This window comes from Haloglomus litoreum (genome assembly GCF_029338515.1).
Lineage (GTDB): Archaea > Halobacteriota > Halobacteria > Halobacteriales > Haloarculaceae > Haloglomus > Haloglomus litoreum.
In genome coordinates this window covers 3,351,031-3,363,695 of the sequence record NZ_CP119988.1, presented here as the reverse complement: position 1 = coordinate 3,363,695, position 12,665 = coordinate 3,351,031, and the positions used below count along the sequence as shown (strand labels likewise).

The following is a 12,665-nucleotide window of genomic DNA, read 5'->3' as shown; positions in this document are numbered from 1 at the left end:
GAAACACGGATACCCGTAATCGACAGACGGGAGCACTGTTTCGACTGGAAGTGATGGGGGGTTGCAAGCCGCCCGTCCGACGGCCGATACGCTTACCCGGGCGGCCACCCTGGGGCCGGGTATGCTCCCCGTGCTCGCACCACTGCAGCTCGGCGCACTCGCATCCCCCATCGGAATTGTCGGTGCAGTGGTACTTGCGATACTGGCCGTGGTGGTCGTCCGGTTCGTCATCGGCATGGCCATCCGTATCGCCATCATCGCTGCCGTCGTCGTGGCGGCGCTCTGGTTCCTCGGCCTGCTCGGCCCGCTCCGCAGCCTGCTCGGCATGGTCGCCCCGCCCACCGGGCTCGTCGGCGTCTGACGACCGACTGACGAGTCCCAATTTATATGGGGCGAAATGGCCTCCTTGCTGCTATGCCCCGCGAGAGCTACCAGTCGCAGCTAGAGCAACTCCGTGAGGACGTGCTCTACATGAGCGAGGTCGTCATCGAACGCTTCCGAACGGCGCTGTCGGCCCTCGAGCAGCGAGACGAGGAGACAGCCTGGGAGGTCATCGAGGGGGACGACGAGATCAACCAGCTGTACCTCGACCTCGAGCAGGACTGTATCGACCTGCTCGCGCTCCAGCAACCGGTCGCCGGCGACCTCCGCTTCATCGCCGCCTCGTTCAAGATCATCACCGACCTCGAGCGGGTCGCCGACCTCGCGACCAACATCGGCGACTACACGCTCGAGGCCGGAGAGGAGCGCTACCCCGACGTCGACGTCCAGGGCATCGGCGACGACGTGCTGGAGATGCTCGAGGACGCGATGGCGGCCTACGCCGAGGAGTCGCCCGAGGCCTGCCGCGCGGTCGCCGCGCGCGACGACGAGGTCGACGCCGAGTGCGAACACGCCTCCGACGAGGTCGTCCGCAGCCTCATCGAGACCGAACTCGACGACCCGAAGGATACCAACGTGGACGCCCTGATGGACGATGTCTCACGCCTCCTGCTGACCATCCGCGACCTCGAACGCGTCGGCGACCACGCCGTCAACATCGCCGCCCGTGCGCTGTACATGATCGAGAACGACGACGAACTCATCTACTGAGCGTCTACGTCCCTGGTCCCCTTGCACGCTGGCGAGGCCGGCGTACTGCGGGAGCCACTCGACGAACCCTCGGTCAGCGGACCGACCGCGCCTCGCCGCGATGAACGGTGCGCCGCAGGCGCGCCGATACGGGAATCCGTCCCGCACGGCCGTCCCCGTCGGACCGACCCCGACGAACACCGACTCACGGATCCGTCCCGACGGCGTCCCAGTCGGTGATGCGGGTGACGGTCCCGTTCGTCAGGTCGACCATCACGGAGTAGGCCTCCTCGTCCGTCGCGGGGTCCTGGATGCCGACGCTGGCCCGTCTCTCGACGTAGGATCGGTCGCGCCGGAGGGTGACCGAGGAGATCGTCGACGAGAGCGACCTCTCGAAGGCGACCGTCAGCCGGACCCTCGACAGCCTGGAGACCAAGAACCTCGTCGAGCGCAAGCGCCGCGGGATGGGGAACGTTGTCCTGCTCCGATAGCCGGTCTGAAACACCGTGAAACCGTTCCGGAACCGGTCGAGGAACACGCTCTCAACGGGTGCTTATCTGGGTTTTCCCCGCAGGAACGACCGGGCGATGACGGGTCGACGCCCGCCGCGGACCGCCGTCAGGCGGGCCGGGAGTCACCGTCTCGCCCGAGGAAACCCATGACGCACAAGCTAATCGCGCTCGCGCTCGCGGCGGCGGCCATCCTGGCCGTCGGCACCGGCGGCGTCGCCGCCGCCCCCGACGCGGGCACCGACACGGACGCATCGACGACCGACGACCCGGTCGAGATCGACCTGGACGAGTGGACCGCCGACGACGAGGGTGCCGACTACGACCGGAAGCTCACCGGCGACGAGTCGTTCAGCCACGACCTCGACGAGGACGACCTCACCCACCAGGGCGACGGCGTCTACACCATCGACGTGGACGACGACGAGGCGTGACCCTGGCCGGTCCACACTGACCACGCCCGGGGCTTCCGTTCATCCTCCCCCGCATCTTTCGCCCCGACTCCCCGCGCCCCGTGCCGGCCCACGGGAAACGCTGATTGCCCCCACGACCCAACCCGGGTCCATGACAGGTGACGACCCCGACAGCATCCCCTGGTCGGACCGCATCGTCGGGGCCCGGATGGCCGTCGACAGCGAGTTCTCCGACGAGGTCGACCGGTCGGCGTTCTCCCGACAGGAGTGGGGCCTGGTGATGACCGCCGTCGAGTTCGAAATCGAGAACGCCGACGACGACGCGACCGCCGAACTGGTCGCGAACACGGACAGCCTGCGCGACGTGCTGCCCGAGCTGGAGCGCGCGCGCGAGGCACAGGCCGCGATGGCGGCCGGGCGCGAGCCCGACGACTCGGGCGGCGGGTTCGTCGACAACCTGAAGGACGCCCTCGGCTTCGGCGGCAACGACGCCGAGGAGATCGACGAGGACCAGCTCCGCGAGGCCAGACGGCTGGCCGACGCCTACGCGACGGAGCTACAGTCCTATCTCGAATCGAACGGCCGCTGGGCGGAGATCCGCCAGGCGTACGTCGAACAGCAGTAGGGCGGCGTCTGGTCTCGCCGTTCAGAGCCGCTCCAGCACCGCCGCCGTCACGTCCTCCGTCGTGGCGTCGCCGCCGAGGTCCGGGGTCCGGGGCCCCTCGGCGAGGACCTCCTCGACGGCCGTGCGGACGTCGGCGCCGGCCGCCTCGTACCCCAGGTGTTCGAGCAGCATCGCCGCCGAGAGGATGGTCGCGGACGGGTTGGCGACGCCCTGCCCGGCGATGTCGGGCGCGCTCCCGTGGACCGCCTCGAACAGCCCGTTGTCCGAGCCGATGTTGGCGGACGGCAGCAGTCCCAGCCCACCCACGAGGCCGGCCGCGAGATCCGAGAGGATGTCGCCCGCGAGGTTCGGACAGACCACGACCTCGAACTGGCCGGGATCCAGCGGGAGATGGGTGGCGAACGCGTCGATGAGTACCGGTTCGGTCTCGAGGCCGCGCTCGTCCGCCACCCGCTCGACGGCGCCGAGGAACCGCCCGTCGGTCTCGCGCATCACGTTGGCCTTGTGGGCGACGTGGAACCCGTCCATCCCCCGCTCCTCGATGTAGTCACAGGCGAACCGCGCGAGACGCTCCGAGGCCGAGGTCGTCACGACGCGCGTCAGCGTCGAGAGGTCGTCGGAGAGGCGGTTCTCGTGGCCGGCGTAGACGCCCTCGGTGTTCTCGCGGAGGAAGACCACGTCCGTCTCCGGGCGCAGGGCGTCGACCCCCGGGTAGGCCTTCGCCGGGCGGACGTTGACGAACGAGTCGACGGCCTCGCGGAGCGGCAGGATGACGTCCGCCGCGGTCTCGCCGACCGCCCCGAAGAGGGTCGCGTCGGCCGCCGCAACGGCGTCGTACGTCTCCTGTGGCAGTGCCTCGCCCGTCTCGTCGAGCACGGCGTCGCCCGCCCGTGCGCTGGTGAACCGGAAGTCGGCGTCCACCGCCTCCAGCACCTCGATCGCGGCGGGCACGACCTCTTGCCCGATGCCGTCGCCCTCGATGACGACGATGTCGTCTGTCATGACTACGGGTGGGTGGGGGTGGCGAAAGAGGGTGTCGGTCCGCGCGAGTGACCCGGACTGCCCCCAGAACTATCCCGCGGCGGGAACGACATCCCGAGAGAGATTCATGGCCACGACCCTCAGCGGTAACCTCACCGTCCTCCATGCCGAGGATGACCGGGCGTTCGCCGACCTCACCGGCGACATGCTGGAGTCGGTGGCCGACGACATCGAGGTCGTCACGGCCCACGACCCCGAGGGGGCGCTGGAGCGGCTCGCCGAGGAACCGGTCGACTGCATCGTCAGCGACTACGATATGCCGGGGATGGACGGGCTGGAGCTGCTGGAGGCCGTCCGGGCGGACCATCCGGACCTCCCGTTCATCCTGTTCACGGGGAAGGGGAGCGAGGAGATCGCCAGCCAGGCCATCAGCGCGGGCGTCACGGACTACCTCCAGAAGGGCGGTGGCCAGGACTGCTACGAGATGCTCGCCAACCGCGTCCGGACCGCGGTCGACCGCTACCGCTCCGAGGAGCGCTACCACAACCTCGTCGACACGGCACCGGTCCCCATCGCGCTGTTCAGCCCGGACCGCCGGCTTCGGTACGCCAACGACGCGACCGTCGACTTCCTCGAGGCCGAGAGCGCGGAGGCGCTGCTGGGGACGCCGATGCCGGCGTTCGTCCACCCGGACGACCACGAACGGGCGCTCGAGCGGTTCGGGAGCATCATGACCGAGGACCGACCGGCCCCGGAGATGGAGTTCCGCATCCGGGCCGTCGATGGGACCGTCAAGCGTGCGGTCCTCGCGACCGCCCCGGGCCACTACCGCGGCGAGCAGGTCGCACAGGTCGTCGTCCGCCTCGTCGAGGAGTGAGCCTCACGCCGAGGCGAATAACGAGCTATCTGCTGCATATCTATCAAATAAAGGGGGTTTGAGCCAGAAGGCGGACTTCTACTCTGAATTCCGGAGATAGTCGAAGAACGCCGGTGTGTCGTCAGTCGCCCTTCACGTACGGCAGGTTCGCCGCCGTCTCCGCGATGGCCCCCTCGTTGGCCTTCATCAGCGCCGTGGTGTCCCAGATGCCGTCGACCAGCGCCTTCCGCTGGGCGTCGTCGACGGAGACACCGATCTCCTGGCCGCCGTAGGTGACCGTCTCGGCGGCCACGTCGACCTCGATCTCGCCGTCGGGGTTGTCGTCGACCCACTGCTGCAGGTCGTTGATGGTCTCGTGGTCCGCGGTGACGGTGGGGATGCCGAGCGCGAGGCAGTTGCCCGCGAAGATCTCGGCGAACCCCTCGCCGATGAGCGCGTCGATGCCCCAGCGCATCAGGGCCTGGGGCGCGTGCTCGCGCGAGGAGCCACAGCCGAAGTTGTTGTTGACCACCATGATGTTCGCGTCCTTGAACCGCTCCTCGTTCATCGGGTGGTCCTTCTCGTTGTCGTCGTCGTCGAACCGCAGGTCGAAGAACGAGAACTGGCCCAGGCCGTCGAAGGTGACGACCTTCATGAACCGCGCGGGGATGATCTGGTCCGTGTCGATGTCGTTCCCGCGGATGGGGATGCCGGTCCCGGAGACGTGGTCGACCTCGGGGATCTCCTCGGTGGCGTCGGTCATGCGACCACCTCCAGCGCGAAGCGCTGTCGGGGTCGCATGGACCGCTCACGGGTCGCTTCGCTCCCCGTCTGCTCGCGGGCCATCGGCCCGCTCGCATGGTCCGAGGGACGCGATGCGTCCCTCGCTATTCGCGTGTTCGAGACGCGTAGCGTCTCGCTTCTCATGCCAGTTTCACCTCCTTCAGGTCGCGCACGTCCGTCACCTCGCCGGTGATGGCCGCCGCGGCCACCATCCGGGGGTTCATCAGGACGGTCCGCCCGTCCTTGCTCCCCTGCCGGCCGACGAAGTTCCGGTTCGACGACGACGCGCAGGCCTCGTCACCCTCGAGCTGGTCCTCGTTCATGCCCAGACACATCGAGCAGCCCGCGTTCCGCCAGTCGAAGCCGGCCTCGCGGAAGATATCGGCGAGTCCCTCCTCCTCGGCGGCGCGCTGGACGCGCTGGCTGCCGGGGACGACGAACGCGCGCACGTCGTCGGCGACCTGCCGGCCCTTCACGACCCGCGCCGCACGCCGCAGGTCGGGCAGGCGGGCGTTCGTACAGGAGCCGAGGAAGGCCACGTCGATGTCGTAGCCCTCCATCGTCTCGCCGGGCTCGACGCGCATATGCTTCTGTGCGCGCCGGGCGGTGTCCTGCTTGTCCTCGGGCAGGTCCTCCGGCGCGGGGATGGGGTCGTGGATGCCCACGCCCTGGCCGGGGGTGGTGCCCCACGTCACGACGGGGTCCAGCGACGAGGCGTCGATGGTGACGACGTCGTCATACTCCGCATCGTCGTCGCTCCGGATGGACTCCCAGTACGGCTTGAGTTCGTCGAACTCCTCGGGGTTCTCCTGGAAGTAGTCCGTCCCCTCCAGCCACTCGTAGGTGGTCTCGTCGGGGTTGACGTAGCCCGCGCGGGCCCCGCCCTCGATGGACATGTTGCAGATGGACATCCGGCCCTCCATGTCCAGGTTCCGGATGGCCTCGCCGGCGTACTCGTAGACGTAGCCGACGCCGCCCTCGGTGCCCAGGCGGCGGATGATCTCGAGGATGACGTCCTTGGCCTCGACGCCCTCGCCGAGTTCACCGTCGACCTGGATCTTCCGGACCTGCTGTTTCTCCATCGCGATGGTCTGGGTCGCCAGCACGTCGCGGATCTGCGAGGTGCCGATGCCGAACGCCAGCGCGCCGAACGCGCCGTGCGTCGAGGTGTGCGAGTCCCCGCAGACGATGGTCTTGCCGGGCTGGGTGATGCCCTGCTCCGGCCCGATGACGTGGACGATACCCTGGTTGCCCGTTGTCGGGTCGTCGAACTCGATGCCCGCCTCGCGGACGTTCTCCTCGAGTTCGGCCATCATCTCCTCGGCGGCGTCGTCGCTGTACGGGCGCGACTGGTCCGCCGTCGGGACGATGTGGTCGACCGTGGCGTGGGTCAGGTCCGGGCGCGCGACCTCGAGGTCGCGCTCGCGGAGCATCCCGAACGCCTGCGGGCTCGTCACCTCGTGGATGAGGTGGAGGCCCACGAACAGCTGGTCCTGCCCGTTCGGGAGCGTCGTGACCTTGTGGCGGTCCCAGACCTTGTCGTATAGCGTTCCCTGACTCACGCGAACCACCCCCGGTGGTGAGCGTGAGGTCGTCGCTCGCAGCCCGCGCAGCGCAGCGAGCCGGAACGTGCGACGGAACTCATTACCGGTTCTCCTCGCGGCCCTCGTGGCCGCGCTCGTAGACGCCGTTGGTCCCCTCGGCGTCACCGGGCGGCGTGTGCTCGACGTCGCGCAGTTCCTCGCGCTCGGGGGCGTCGCCACCGTCGGGGGCGGCCTCGTCGGCCGCCTCCTCGGCTACCTCGGCCTCCCGCTCGGGGTCGGCGCCACCGTCCGCGGCGATGGTGCGGCCGCGGTCGTAGGTCTGCGTCGACCCGAACACCTCGCCCGTGAACGGGTTGGTGTGGCTGACCTCGCCCAGTGTCGTCGGTGCGGTGCGTGTCTCGTCGGGTGTGTCCTCTGTCATTGTGTCAGTCGTCCGCGGGTGTCTCCGCTGTTCCCTCCGCCTCGGCGTCCTCGCCCCACGCGAACAGCGCGCGCAGGTTCTCGCCGACCTCCTCGATCTCGTGGTCCTTCTCGGCCTGTCGGAGCTGCTTGTAGGAGGGCCGGTTGGCCTGGTTCTCGTTGATCCACTCGCGCGCGAAGGTGCCGTCCTGCACCTGTTCGAGGCACTCCTCCATGTTCTCGCGGGCGTGCTCGTCGACGATCATATCGCCGCGTGTGAGCCCGCCGTACTCGGCCGTATCGGAGACCGAGTCCCACATCTCGCCGAGCCCACCCTCGTACATCAGGTCGACGATGAGCTTCAGCTCGTTCAGGCACTCGAAGTAGGCCATCTCCGGGGAGTAGCCGTTGTCGACGAGCGTCTCGTACCCCTGCTTGACCAGGGAGGTGACGCCGCCACAGAGGACGGCCTGCTCGCCGAACAGGTCGGTCTCGGTCTCCTCGCGGAACGAGGTCTCGACGACACCCGCGCGGGTGCAGCCGATGGCCTTCGCGTACGCCAGGCCCAGCTCGTGGGCCTCGCCGCTCGGGTTCTGGTACACGGCCAGGAGACCCGGCGTCCCCTCGTCGTTCTCGTAGTTCCGGCGGACGAGGTGCCCCGGACTCTTCGGGGCGACCATCGTCACGTTGACCTCCGCCTTCGGCTCGATCTGGCCGTAGTGGATGTTGAAGCCGTGGGCGAACTGGAGCGTGTCGCCGGGCCCCAGCTCGTCCTTGATCTCCTCGTAGACGGCGGGCTGGACCGTGTCGGGCACCAGCACGCTCACGAGGTCGGCCTCGCTGGCGGCGTTCTTCGGCGTCGTGACGCGCAGCCCCTCGGCCTCGGCGGCCTCGCGGGAACTCGAGGACTTGCGCAGGCCGACGACCACGTCGATGCCGGAGTCGTGCAGGTTGAGCGCGTGCGCGTGGCCCTGGCTGCCGTAGCCCAGCACCGCGACCGTCTTCTCGGCCAGCGTGCCCAGGTCGGCGTCGTCGTCGTAGTAGACCGTCGTCGTGAACTCCTCGTCGTCTCCGTCGTTGGCGTCAGTGCTCATTCGTCAACCACCTCGTCGGCCGCGCCCTCGTCGTGCGCGGTCCCGTCAGTATTCGCCTCGTCGTCGCTCGTCTCGTCGTCGCTCGCCTCGTCGGTCACCGTCTCGTTGGCCGGCACGGAGACGACGCGCTCGCGGTTTGCGGGCGCGTCGACCGCCGCCTCCTGATTGGCGGGCGCCGTGACCGCGGGGCGCTCGTACTCGGGGTCCGGCGCGTCCGCGTCGTTCGCGGGTGCGGTTACCGCGGACTCGTCGCCCTCTCGGGCGTCCGTGCCGCTCCCGTCCGTCACGGCGATGGCGTCGTTGGGCGCCGTGGCGGTCTCGCCGCGGGCCAGCGCGGCCTGGCCGGTCCGGGCGATCTCGCGGATGCCGAACTGCTCGTAGGCGTCGATGGCGTCGTCGATCTTCCCCTCGTCGCCGGTGATCTGGACCGTGATCGTGCGGGGCCCGGCGTCGAGCGTCGTCCCGTTGTACATCTCGGTGATGGCGTGGACCTTGTCGGGTTCCTCGCCGTTCACCTTCAGCAACACCAGCTCGCGGGCCACCGGCTGGCCGTCCAGTTCCCGGGCACTCACGACCGGGACGAGCTTGCTCAGCTGCTTCTCGATCTGGTCGATGTTCGGGTCCGGCTCCTCGACGGCGATGGTGATCCGGGAGTAGTCGTCCTCCTGGGTCGGTCCCACGGTGAGCGACTCGATGTTGAACTGCCGGCGGCTGAACAGCCCCGAGACGCGCGACAGCACGCCCGGCTCGTTCTCCACGAGCGCGGTCATGACCGTCCGGCGGGGCTGGTGTTCGGCCTCGGCCTCGGGGTCGATGCGGATACCCTGCGAGTTCCGGCGGCCGACCGGCCGCATCCGCTCGCTCGGCTCGGGCCCGTGCAGGCCGCCCTTGCGGTCCTCGGCCTCGCGCTCGGCGCGGGGCGGGGTTCCGTCGCTGCTCATAGCTGGTCCTCCGAGAGGGCAAAGAGTCCGTTGTCTCCGCCGCTCGGGACCATCGGGTAGACGTTCTCCTCGGGGTCGATGTGGACGTCGACGACGCTCGGGCCGTCGTACTCGAGCGAGGCCTCCACCACGTCGGGGAGCTCCTCGTAGGTGTCCACGCGGAAGCCCTTCGCGCCGAACGCCTCGGCGAGGGTGTCGAACTCCGGCACCCAGGGGTACTCGGAGGCCATGCGGCGCTTCTCGAAGAAGGCGTCCTGCCACTGCCGGACCATCCCGACCGCGGCGTTGTTGAGGACGACGACGGTGATGTCCATGTCCTCGCGGACCGCGACGGACAGCTCCTGCAGCGTCATCAGGAAGGAGCCGTCGCCGTCGAAGCAGACGACCGTCTGGTCGTCGTCGGCGCCGAGCCGCGCGCCGATGGCCGAGGGCAGGCCGTAGCCCATCGTCCCCAGCCCGTGGCTGGAGACCCACGTGCGCGGCTGCGTGAACGTCCAGTACTGGCACGCCCACATCTGGTGCTGGCCGACGCCCGTCGTCACGACGGTGTCGTCGTCGGTGGCCTCGTCGTACGCCTCGACGACGAACTGCGGTTTGACGGGTTCGTCCTCGGGCGCGGAGTAGTCCATCGGGTACTCCTGCTTCCACTGCTGGCAGGTGTCGCGCCACGCCTCGCAGTCGGGCGCGGTCGGCATCGCCTCGTGGACCTGGCTGATGACGTGTGCGGCGTCACCCAGCAGGGCGTAGTCGGCCTCGACGTTCTTCGATATCTCGGCCGGGTCGATGTCGGCGTGGATGATGTCCGCGTCGGGCGCGAACGTCTCGATGCCGCCGGTCAGGCGGTCGTCGAAGCGGGTGCCGACGGCGAACATGGCGTCGCAGTTCGTGATGGCCATGTTCGCGTAGCCGGTGCCGTGCATCCCGGCCCACTCCAGCGACAGCTCGTGGTCCTCGGGGAACGCGCCGATGGCCGGCATCGTCGTGATGACCGGGATCTCGTGCTCCATCGCGAACTCGCGCAGCTCGCTGCTGGCGTCGGCCTTGATGACGCCGCCACCCGCGAGGATGACGGGTCGCTCGGCGTTCGCGAGCACGTCGGCCGCGTCACGGACGGCCCCGGGGTCGGCGCGCTCGGGCGGGTCGTACGTCTTCGGCGTCTTCGGCGCGCCCGGCCGGCGCTCGGTCTCGCCCTTGGTGACGTCCTTGGGCAGGTCGACCAGCGTCGGGCCCTGGCGGCCCTCGGCCGCGAGCGCGAACGCCTCGCTCACGTCCGTCCCGACCTCGTCCGGGCTGGACGCGAACGTGTTCTCCTTCGTGATGGGGCGGGTGACGCCGATGGTGTCGGTCTCCTGGAAGGCGTCGCTCCCGACGAAGTCCGTCGGGACCTGCCCCGTCAGCGCGACGACCGGGTCCGAGTCCATGTTGGAGTCGGCCAGCCCCGTGACGAGGTTGGTCGCGCCCGGCCCCGAGGTGGCCATACACACCCCGGGCTCGCCCGTCACGATGCCGTACGCGTCGGCCGCGTGGGCGGCGCCCTGCTCGTGGGCCATCGTGATGTGGGTCATCTCCGAGTCGTACAGCGCGTCGTAGACCGGCATGATGGCGCCGCCCTGCACGCCGAACAGGTACTCGACGCCGGCGTTCTCCATCGCCTCGACGACCGTCTCGGCCCCGGTCACGGCGCCGCGGTCGGCCGCCTCCTCCGCCTCGGCCTCGTCGGGTGTCGCCTCCGTCTCCGTCGTGGGCGACACCGGCTTCGGTTGTTCCTTGCTCATGGTCGATACCTCCGTCGGTCCGGCGTTGGATGGTGATTTCCGTCGTACATCGGTGGGTTCCGTGTCATCCGCTGGGTAGCGCGGGAATCCGCGCTACTGGTCGTGAACTGTGGCAACAGGGTTGGGGTGGGTGATGTCGGGGCTAGGCAGCCCCTACAATACCCAGAATCGCGAGAAGACGGCGCACGGTCGCGTCGCTGGTCTGGGGCGTTCGGCCCACTGCGACACGCCGTGTCATCACGTCCTTGGTAGTGCCGTTCGTGGTTAAAACGCTGTCGTGTCGCGTGCGTGCCGGTCCGGCAGACGGCGGCGCCGCCGCTCCGGGGCCGCGGGCTACGTACAACTCTCCTCGGCGCGGCGACCGGACGGGGAGGCATGGGCCTAGACCCGGACCTCCTCGCGGGTGACGCCGATCTCGCGGGCGAACTCCTTCAGGTGGGCCATCGTGACCCGTCCCTGCTCGGCGCCGTGGTCCTTCACCCGCCGGGTGACCTCGCGGACCTCCTCGTCGGTCGGGGCGAAGCCTTCCTCCTCCAGGCGCTGGCGCACGGAGTGTTGCCCCGTGTGCTTGCCCAGGACGAGTTCGCGCTTCGCGCCGACCATCTCCGGCGTCATCACGCCGGGTTCGAAGGTGTCGGAGTTCTCGATGACACCGGCGGCGTGGATGCCCGACTCGTGGCTGAACGCGTTCGCGCCGACGATGGGCTTGTTGGCCGGCACGTCGATGCCGGACTTCTCCTCGACGATACGGGACAGCTCCACGATGCGCGTGGTGTCGATGCCCGTATCGACATCGTACAGCGATTCGAGGCTCATCACGACCTCCTCGTAGGCCGCGTTGCCCGCGCGCTCGCCGATGCCGTTGACCGACACCTGCGACTGGGTCGCGCCGGCCTCGTAGCCGGAGATGGCGTTGGCGGCGGCCAGCCCGAAGTCGTCGTGGGTGTGGACGTCCACGTACACCTCGCCCTGGCCCCGCTCGGCCGCCGCGTCGTTCGCGGTGTTCACGACGCCCTCGACCATGTCGTAGAAGCGCCGCGGCGTGGCCACCCCGCAGGTGTCGGGGATGTTGATCCAGTCCGTTCCCGCCTTCGAGACGGCCTCCACGACCTCGCCCAGGAACGCCTCGTCGGTTCGCGTGGCGTCCATCGGCGAGAACATGCAGGTCGCGCCGGCCTCCTTGACCCGTTCGACCGCGTCCACGGAGCGCTCGACGGCCTCCTCGCGGGAAGCGTGCATCGAGTCCTCCAGCTGGACGTCACTGGTCGAACAGAAGACGTGGACCATGCCCACGCCCGAATCCAGCGCCGCCTCGATATCCTTGTCGACGACCCGCGCCAGCCCGCACACGGTGGAGTGGCGGGTGCTATCGGCGATGTCGCGCACGGCCTCGAACTCCGCGTCGGAGTTCACGGGGAACCCGGCCTCGATGACGTGGGTGCCCATCTCGTCGAGGACGTCCGCGATCTCCCGCTTGTCCTCGTACGAGAACGACGTGCGTGGCGACTGCTCACCGTCGCGCAGCGTGGTGTCGAAAATTCGTGCCTCGTCTATCTCTCCAGTGGAATCAAGCGTGCCCTGGAAGAACTCGACCCGCCGACTCAGTCGACGAACCCTCGGTGTTGCCTGTCATGGCTATCCGCTACTGGATGCTCCCGGCTATTTAATACTGTC

General features: G+C 69.0%; 12 protein-coding genes and 2 pseudogenes. 6 read left to right on the top strand and 8 right to left on the bottom strand.

Annotated elements, in window-relative coordinates; all coding sequences use genetic code 11:
• Positions 1 to 121 precede the first annotated feature (121 nt).
• The 5 genes and pseudogenes from P2T62_RS16970 (at position 122) to P2T62_RS16950 (ending at position 2,618) form a co-directional block, all read left to right on the top strand.
• Positions 122 to 361 carry a DUF8029 family protein gene (locus P2T62_RS16970; protein WP_276258201.1) on the top strand — a complete coding sequence of 80 codons (240 nt, stop codon included), beginning with the start codon at positions 122 to 124 and terminating at the stop codon, positions 359 to 361.
• A gap of 53 nt (positions 362 to 414) precedes the next feature.
• The gene (gene phoU, locus P2T62_RS16965; protein ID WP_276258200.1) at positions 415 to 1,092 is read left to right on the top strand and encodes a phosphate signaling complex protein PhoU; all 678 of its coding nucleotides are present in this window, start codon (positions 415 to 417) and stop codon (positions 1,090 to 1,092) included.
• 347 nt (positions 1,093 to 1,439) lie between these two features.
• Positions 1,440 to 1,562: pseudogene (locus P2T62_RS16960) on the top strand (helix-turn-helix transcriptional regulator); the annotation flags it as partial.
• A gap of 167 nt (positions 1,563 to 1,729) precedes the next feature.
• Positions 1,730 to 2,014 (top strand): hypothetical protein, encoded by a 285-nt coding sequence (locus P2T62_RS16955; RefSeq protein ID WP_276258199.1) that lies wholly within the window; start codon positions 1,730 to 1,732, stop codon positions 2,012 to 2,014.
• A gap of 130 nt (positions 2,015 to 2,144) precedes the next feature.
• On the top strand, positions 2,145 to 2,618 hold the full coding sequence (locus P2T62_RS16950) for a DUF5799 family protein (protein WP_276258198.1): 474 nt from the start codon (positions 2,145 to 2,147) through the stop codon (positions 2,616 to 2,618).
• Positions 2,619 to 2,639: 21 nt separating this feature from the next.
• Here the strand turns inward: P2T62_RS16950 and P2T62_RS16945 are convergent, their stop codons facing one another.
• Positions 2,640 to 3,620 carry an isocitrate/isopropylmalate dehydrogenase family protein gene (locus tag P2T62_RS16945; RefSeq protein ID WP_276258197.1) on the bottom strand — a complete coding sequence of 327 codons (981 nt, stop codon included), beginning with the start codon at positions 3,618 to 3,620 and terminating at the stop codon, positions 2,640 to 2,642.
• A 106-nt stretch (positions 3,621 to 3,726) separates the two neighbouring features.
• Between P2T62_RS16945 and P2T62_RS16940 the strand changes: the two genes are divergently transcribed.
• Positions 3,727 to 4,476: a response regulator gene (locus tag P2T62_RS16940; protein ID WP_276258196.1), complete on the top strand. Its 750-nt coding sequence runs from the start codon at positions 3,727 to 3,729 to the stop codon at positions 4,474 to 4,476.
• A 121-nt stretch (positions 4,477 to 4,597) separates the two neighbouring features.
• Here P2T62_RS16940 and leuD read toward each other — a convergent pair whose 3' ends face one another.
• The 7 genes and pseudogenes from leuD to P2T62_RS16905 all read right to left on the bottom strand — a co-directional run bounded on the left by leuD (position 4,598) and on the right by P2T62_RS16905 (position 12,596).
• Positions 4,598 to 5,218, bottom strand: a complete 621-nt coding sequence (gene leuD / locus P2T62_RS16935; protein ID WP_276258195.1) for a 3-isopropylmalate dehydratase small subunit — start codon at positions 5,216 to 5,218, stop codon at positions 4,598 to 4,600.
• A 160-nt stretch (positions 5,219 to 5,378) separates the two neighbouring features.
• Positions 5,379 to 6,800 carry a 3-isopropylmalate dehydratase large subunit gene (leuC, locus tag P2T62_RS16930; RefSeq protein WP_276258194.1) on the bottom strand — a complete coding sequence of 474 codons (1,422 nt, stop codon included), beginning with the start codon at positions 6,798 to 6,800 and terminating at the stop codon, positions 5,379 to 5,381.
• Positions 6,801 to 6,882: 82 nt separating this feature from the next.
• Positions 6,883 to 7,203 (bottom strand): DUF7989 family protein, encoded by a 321-nt coding sequence (locus P2T62_RS16925; protein WP_276258193.1) that lies wholly within the window; start codon positions 7,201 to 7,203, stop codon positions 6,883 to 6,885.
• 4 nt (positions 7,204 to 7,207) lie between these two features.
• Positions 7,208 to 8,275 carry a ketol-acid reductoisomerase gene (gene ilvC, locus P2T62_RS16920; RefSeq protein ID WP_276258192.1) on the bottom strand — a complete coding sequence of 356 codons (1,068 nt, stop codon included), beginning with the start codon at positions 8,273 to 8,275 and terminating at the stop codon, positions 7,208 to 7,210.
• A gap of 296 nt (positions 8,276 to 8,571) precedes the next feature.
• Positions 8,572 to 9,216 (bottom strand): annotated as a pseudogene (ilvN, locus tag P2T62_RS16915) (acetolactate synthase small subunit); the annotation flags it as partial.
• A complete protein-coding gene (ilvB, locus tag P2T62_RS16910) occupies positions 9,213 to 10,991 on the bottom strand; it encodes a biosynthetic-type acetolactate synthase large subunit (protein ID WP_276258191.1) in 1,779 nt (592 codons plus the stop codon). The pseudogene ilvN and the gene ilvB, both read right to left, overlap by 4 nt.
• Before the next feature lie 381 nt (positions 10,992 to 11,372).
• Positions 11,373 to 12,596 (bottom strand): LeuA family protein, encoded by a 1,224-nt coding sequence (locus P2T62_RS16905; RefSeq protein WP_276261633.1) that lies wholly within the window; start codon positions 12,594 to 12,596, stop codon positions 11,373 to 11,375.
• Positions 12,597 to 12,665 lie beyond the last annotated feature (69 nt).

Coding starts and splice junctions, on each gene's coding strand:
- leuD (WP_276258195.1), bottom strand. CDS start 5,218: ATGACCGACGCCACCGAGGAGATCCCCGAGGTCGACCACGTCTCCGGG.
- P2T62_RS16945 (WP_276258197.1), bottom strand. CDS start 3,620: ATGACAGACGACATCGTCGTCATCGAGGGCGACGGCATCGGGCAAGAG.
- P2T62_RS16925 (WP_276258193.1), bottom strand. CDS start 7,203: ATGACAGAGGACACACCCGACGAGACACGCACCGCACCGACGACACTG.
- P2T62_RS16950 (WP_276258198.1), top strand. CDS start 2,145: ATGACAGGTGACGACCCCGACAGCATCCCCTGGTCGGACCGCATCGTC.
- P2T62_RS16955 (WP_276258199.1), top strand. CDS start 1,730: ATGACGCACAAGCTAATCGCGCTCGCGCTCGCGGCGGCGGCCATCCTG.
- P2T62_RS16970 (WP_276258201.1), top strand. CDS start 122: ATGCTCCCCGTGCTCGCACCACTGCAGCTCGGCGCACTCGCATCCCCC.
- P2T62_RS16940 (WP_276258196.1), top strand. CDS start 3,727: ATGGCCACGACCCTCAGCGGTAACCTCACCGTCCTCCATGCCGAGGAT.
- ilvB (WP_276258191.1), bottom strand. CDS start 10,991: ATGAGCAAGGAACAACCGAAGCCGGTGTCGCCCACGACGGAGACGGAG.
- phoU (WP_276258200.1), top strand. CDS start 415: ATGCCCCGCGAGAGCTACCAGTCGCAGCTAGAGCAACTCCGTGAGGAC.
- ilvC (WP_276258192.1), bottom strand. CDS start 8,275: ATGAGCACTGACGCCAACGACGGAGACGACGAGGAGTTCACGACGACG.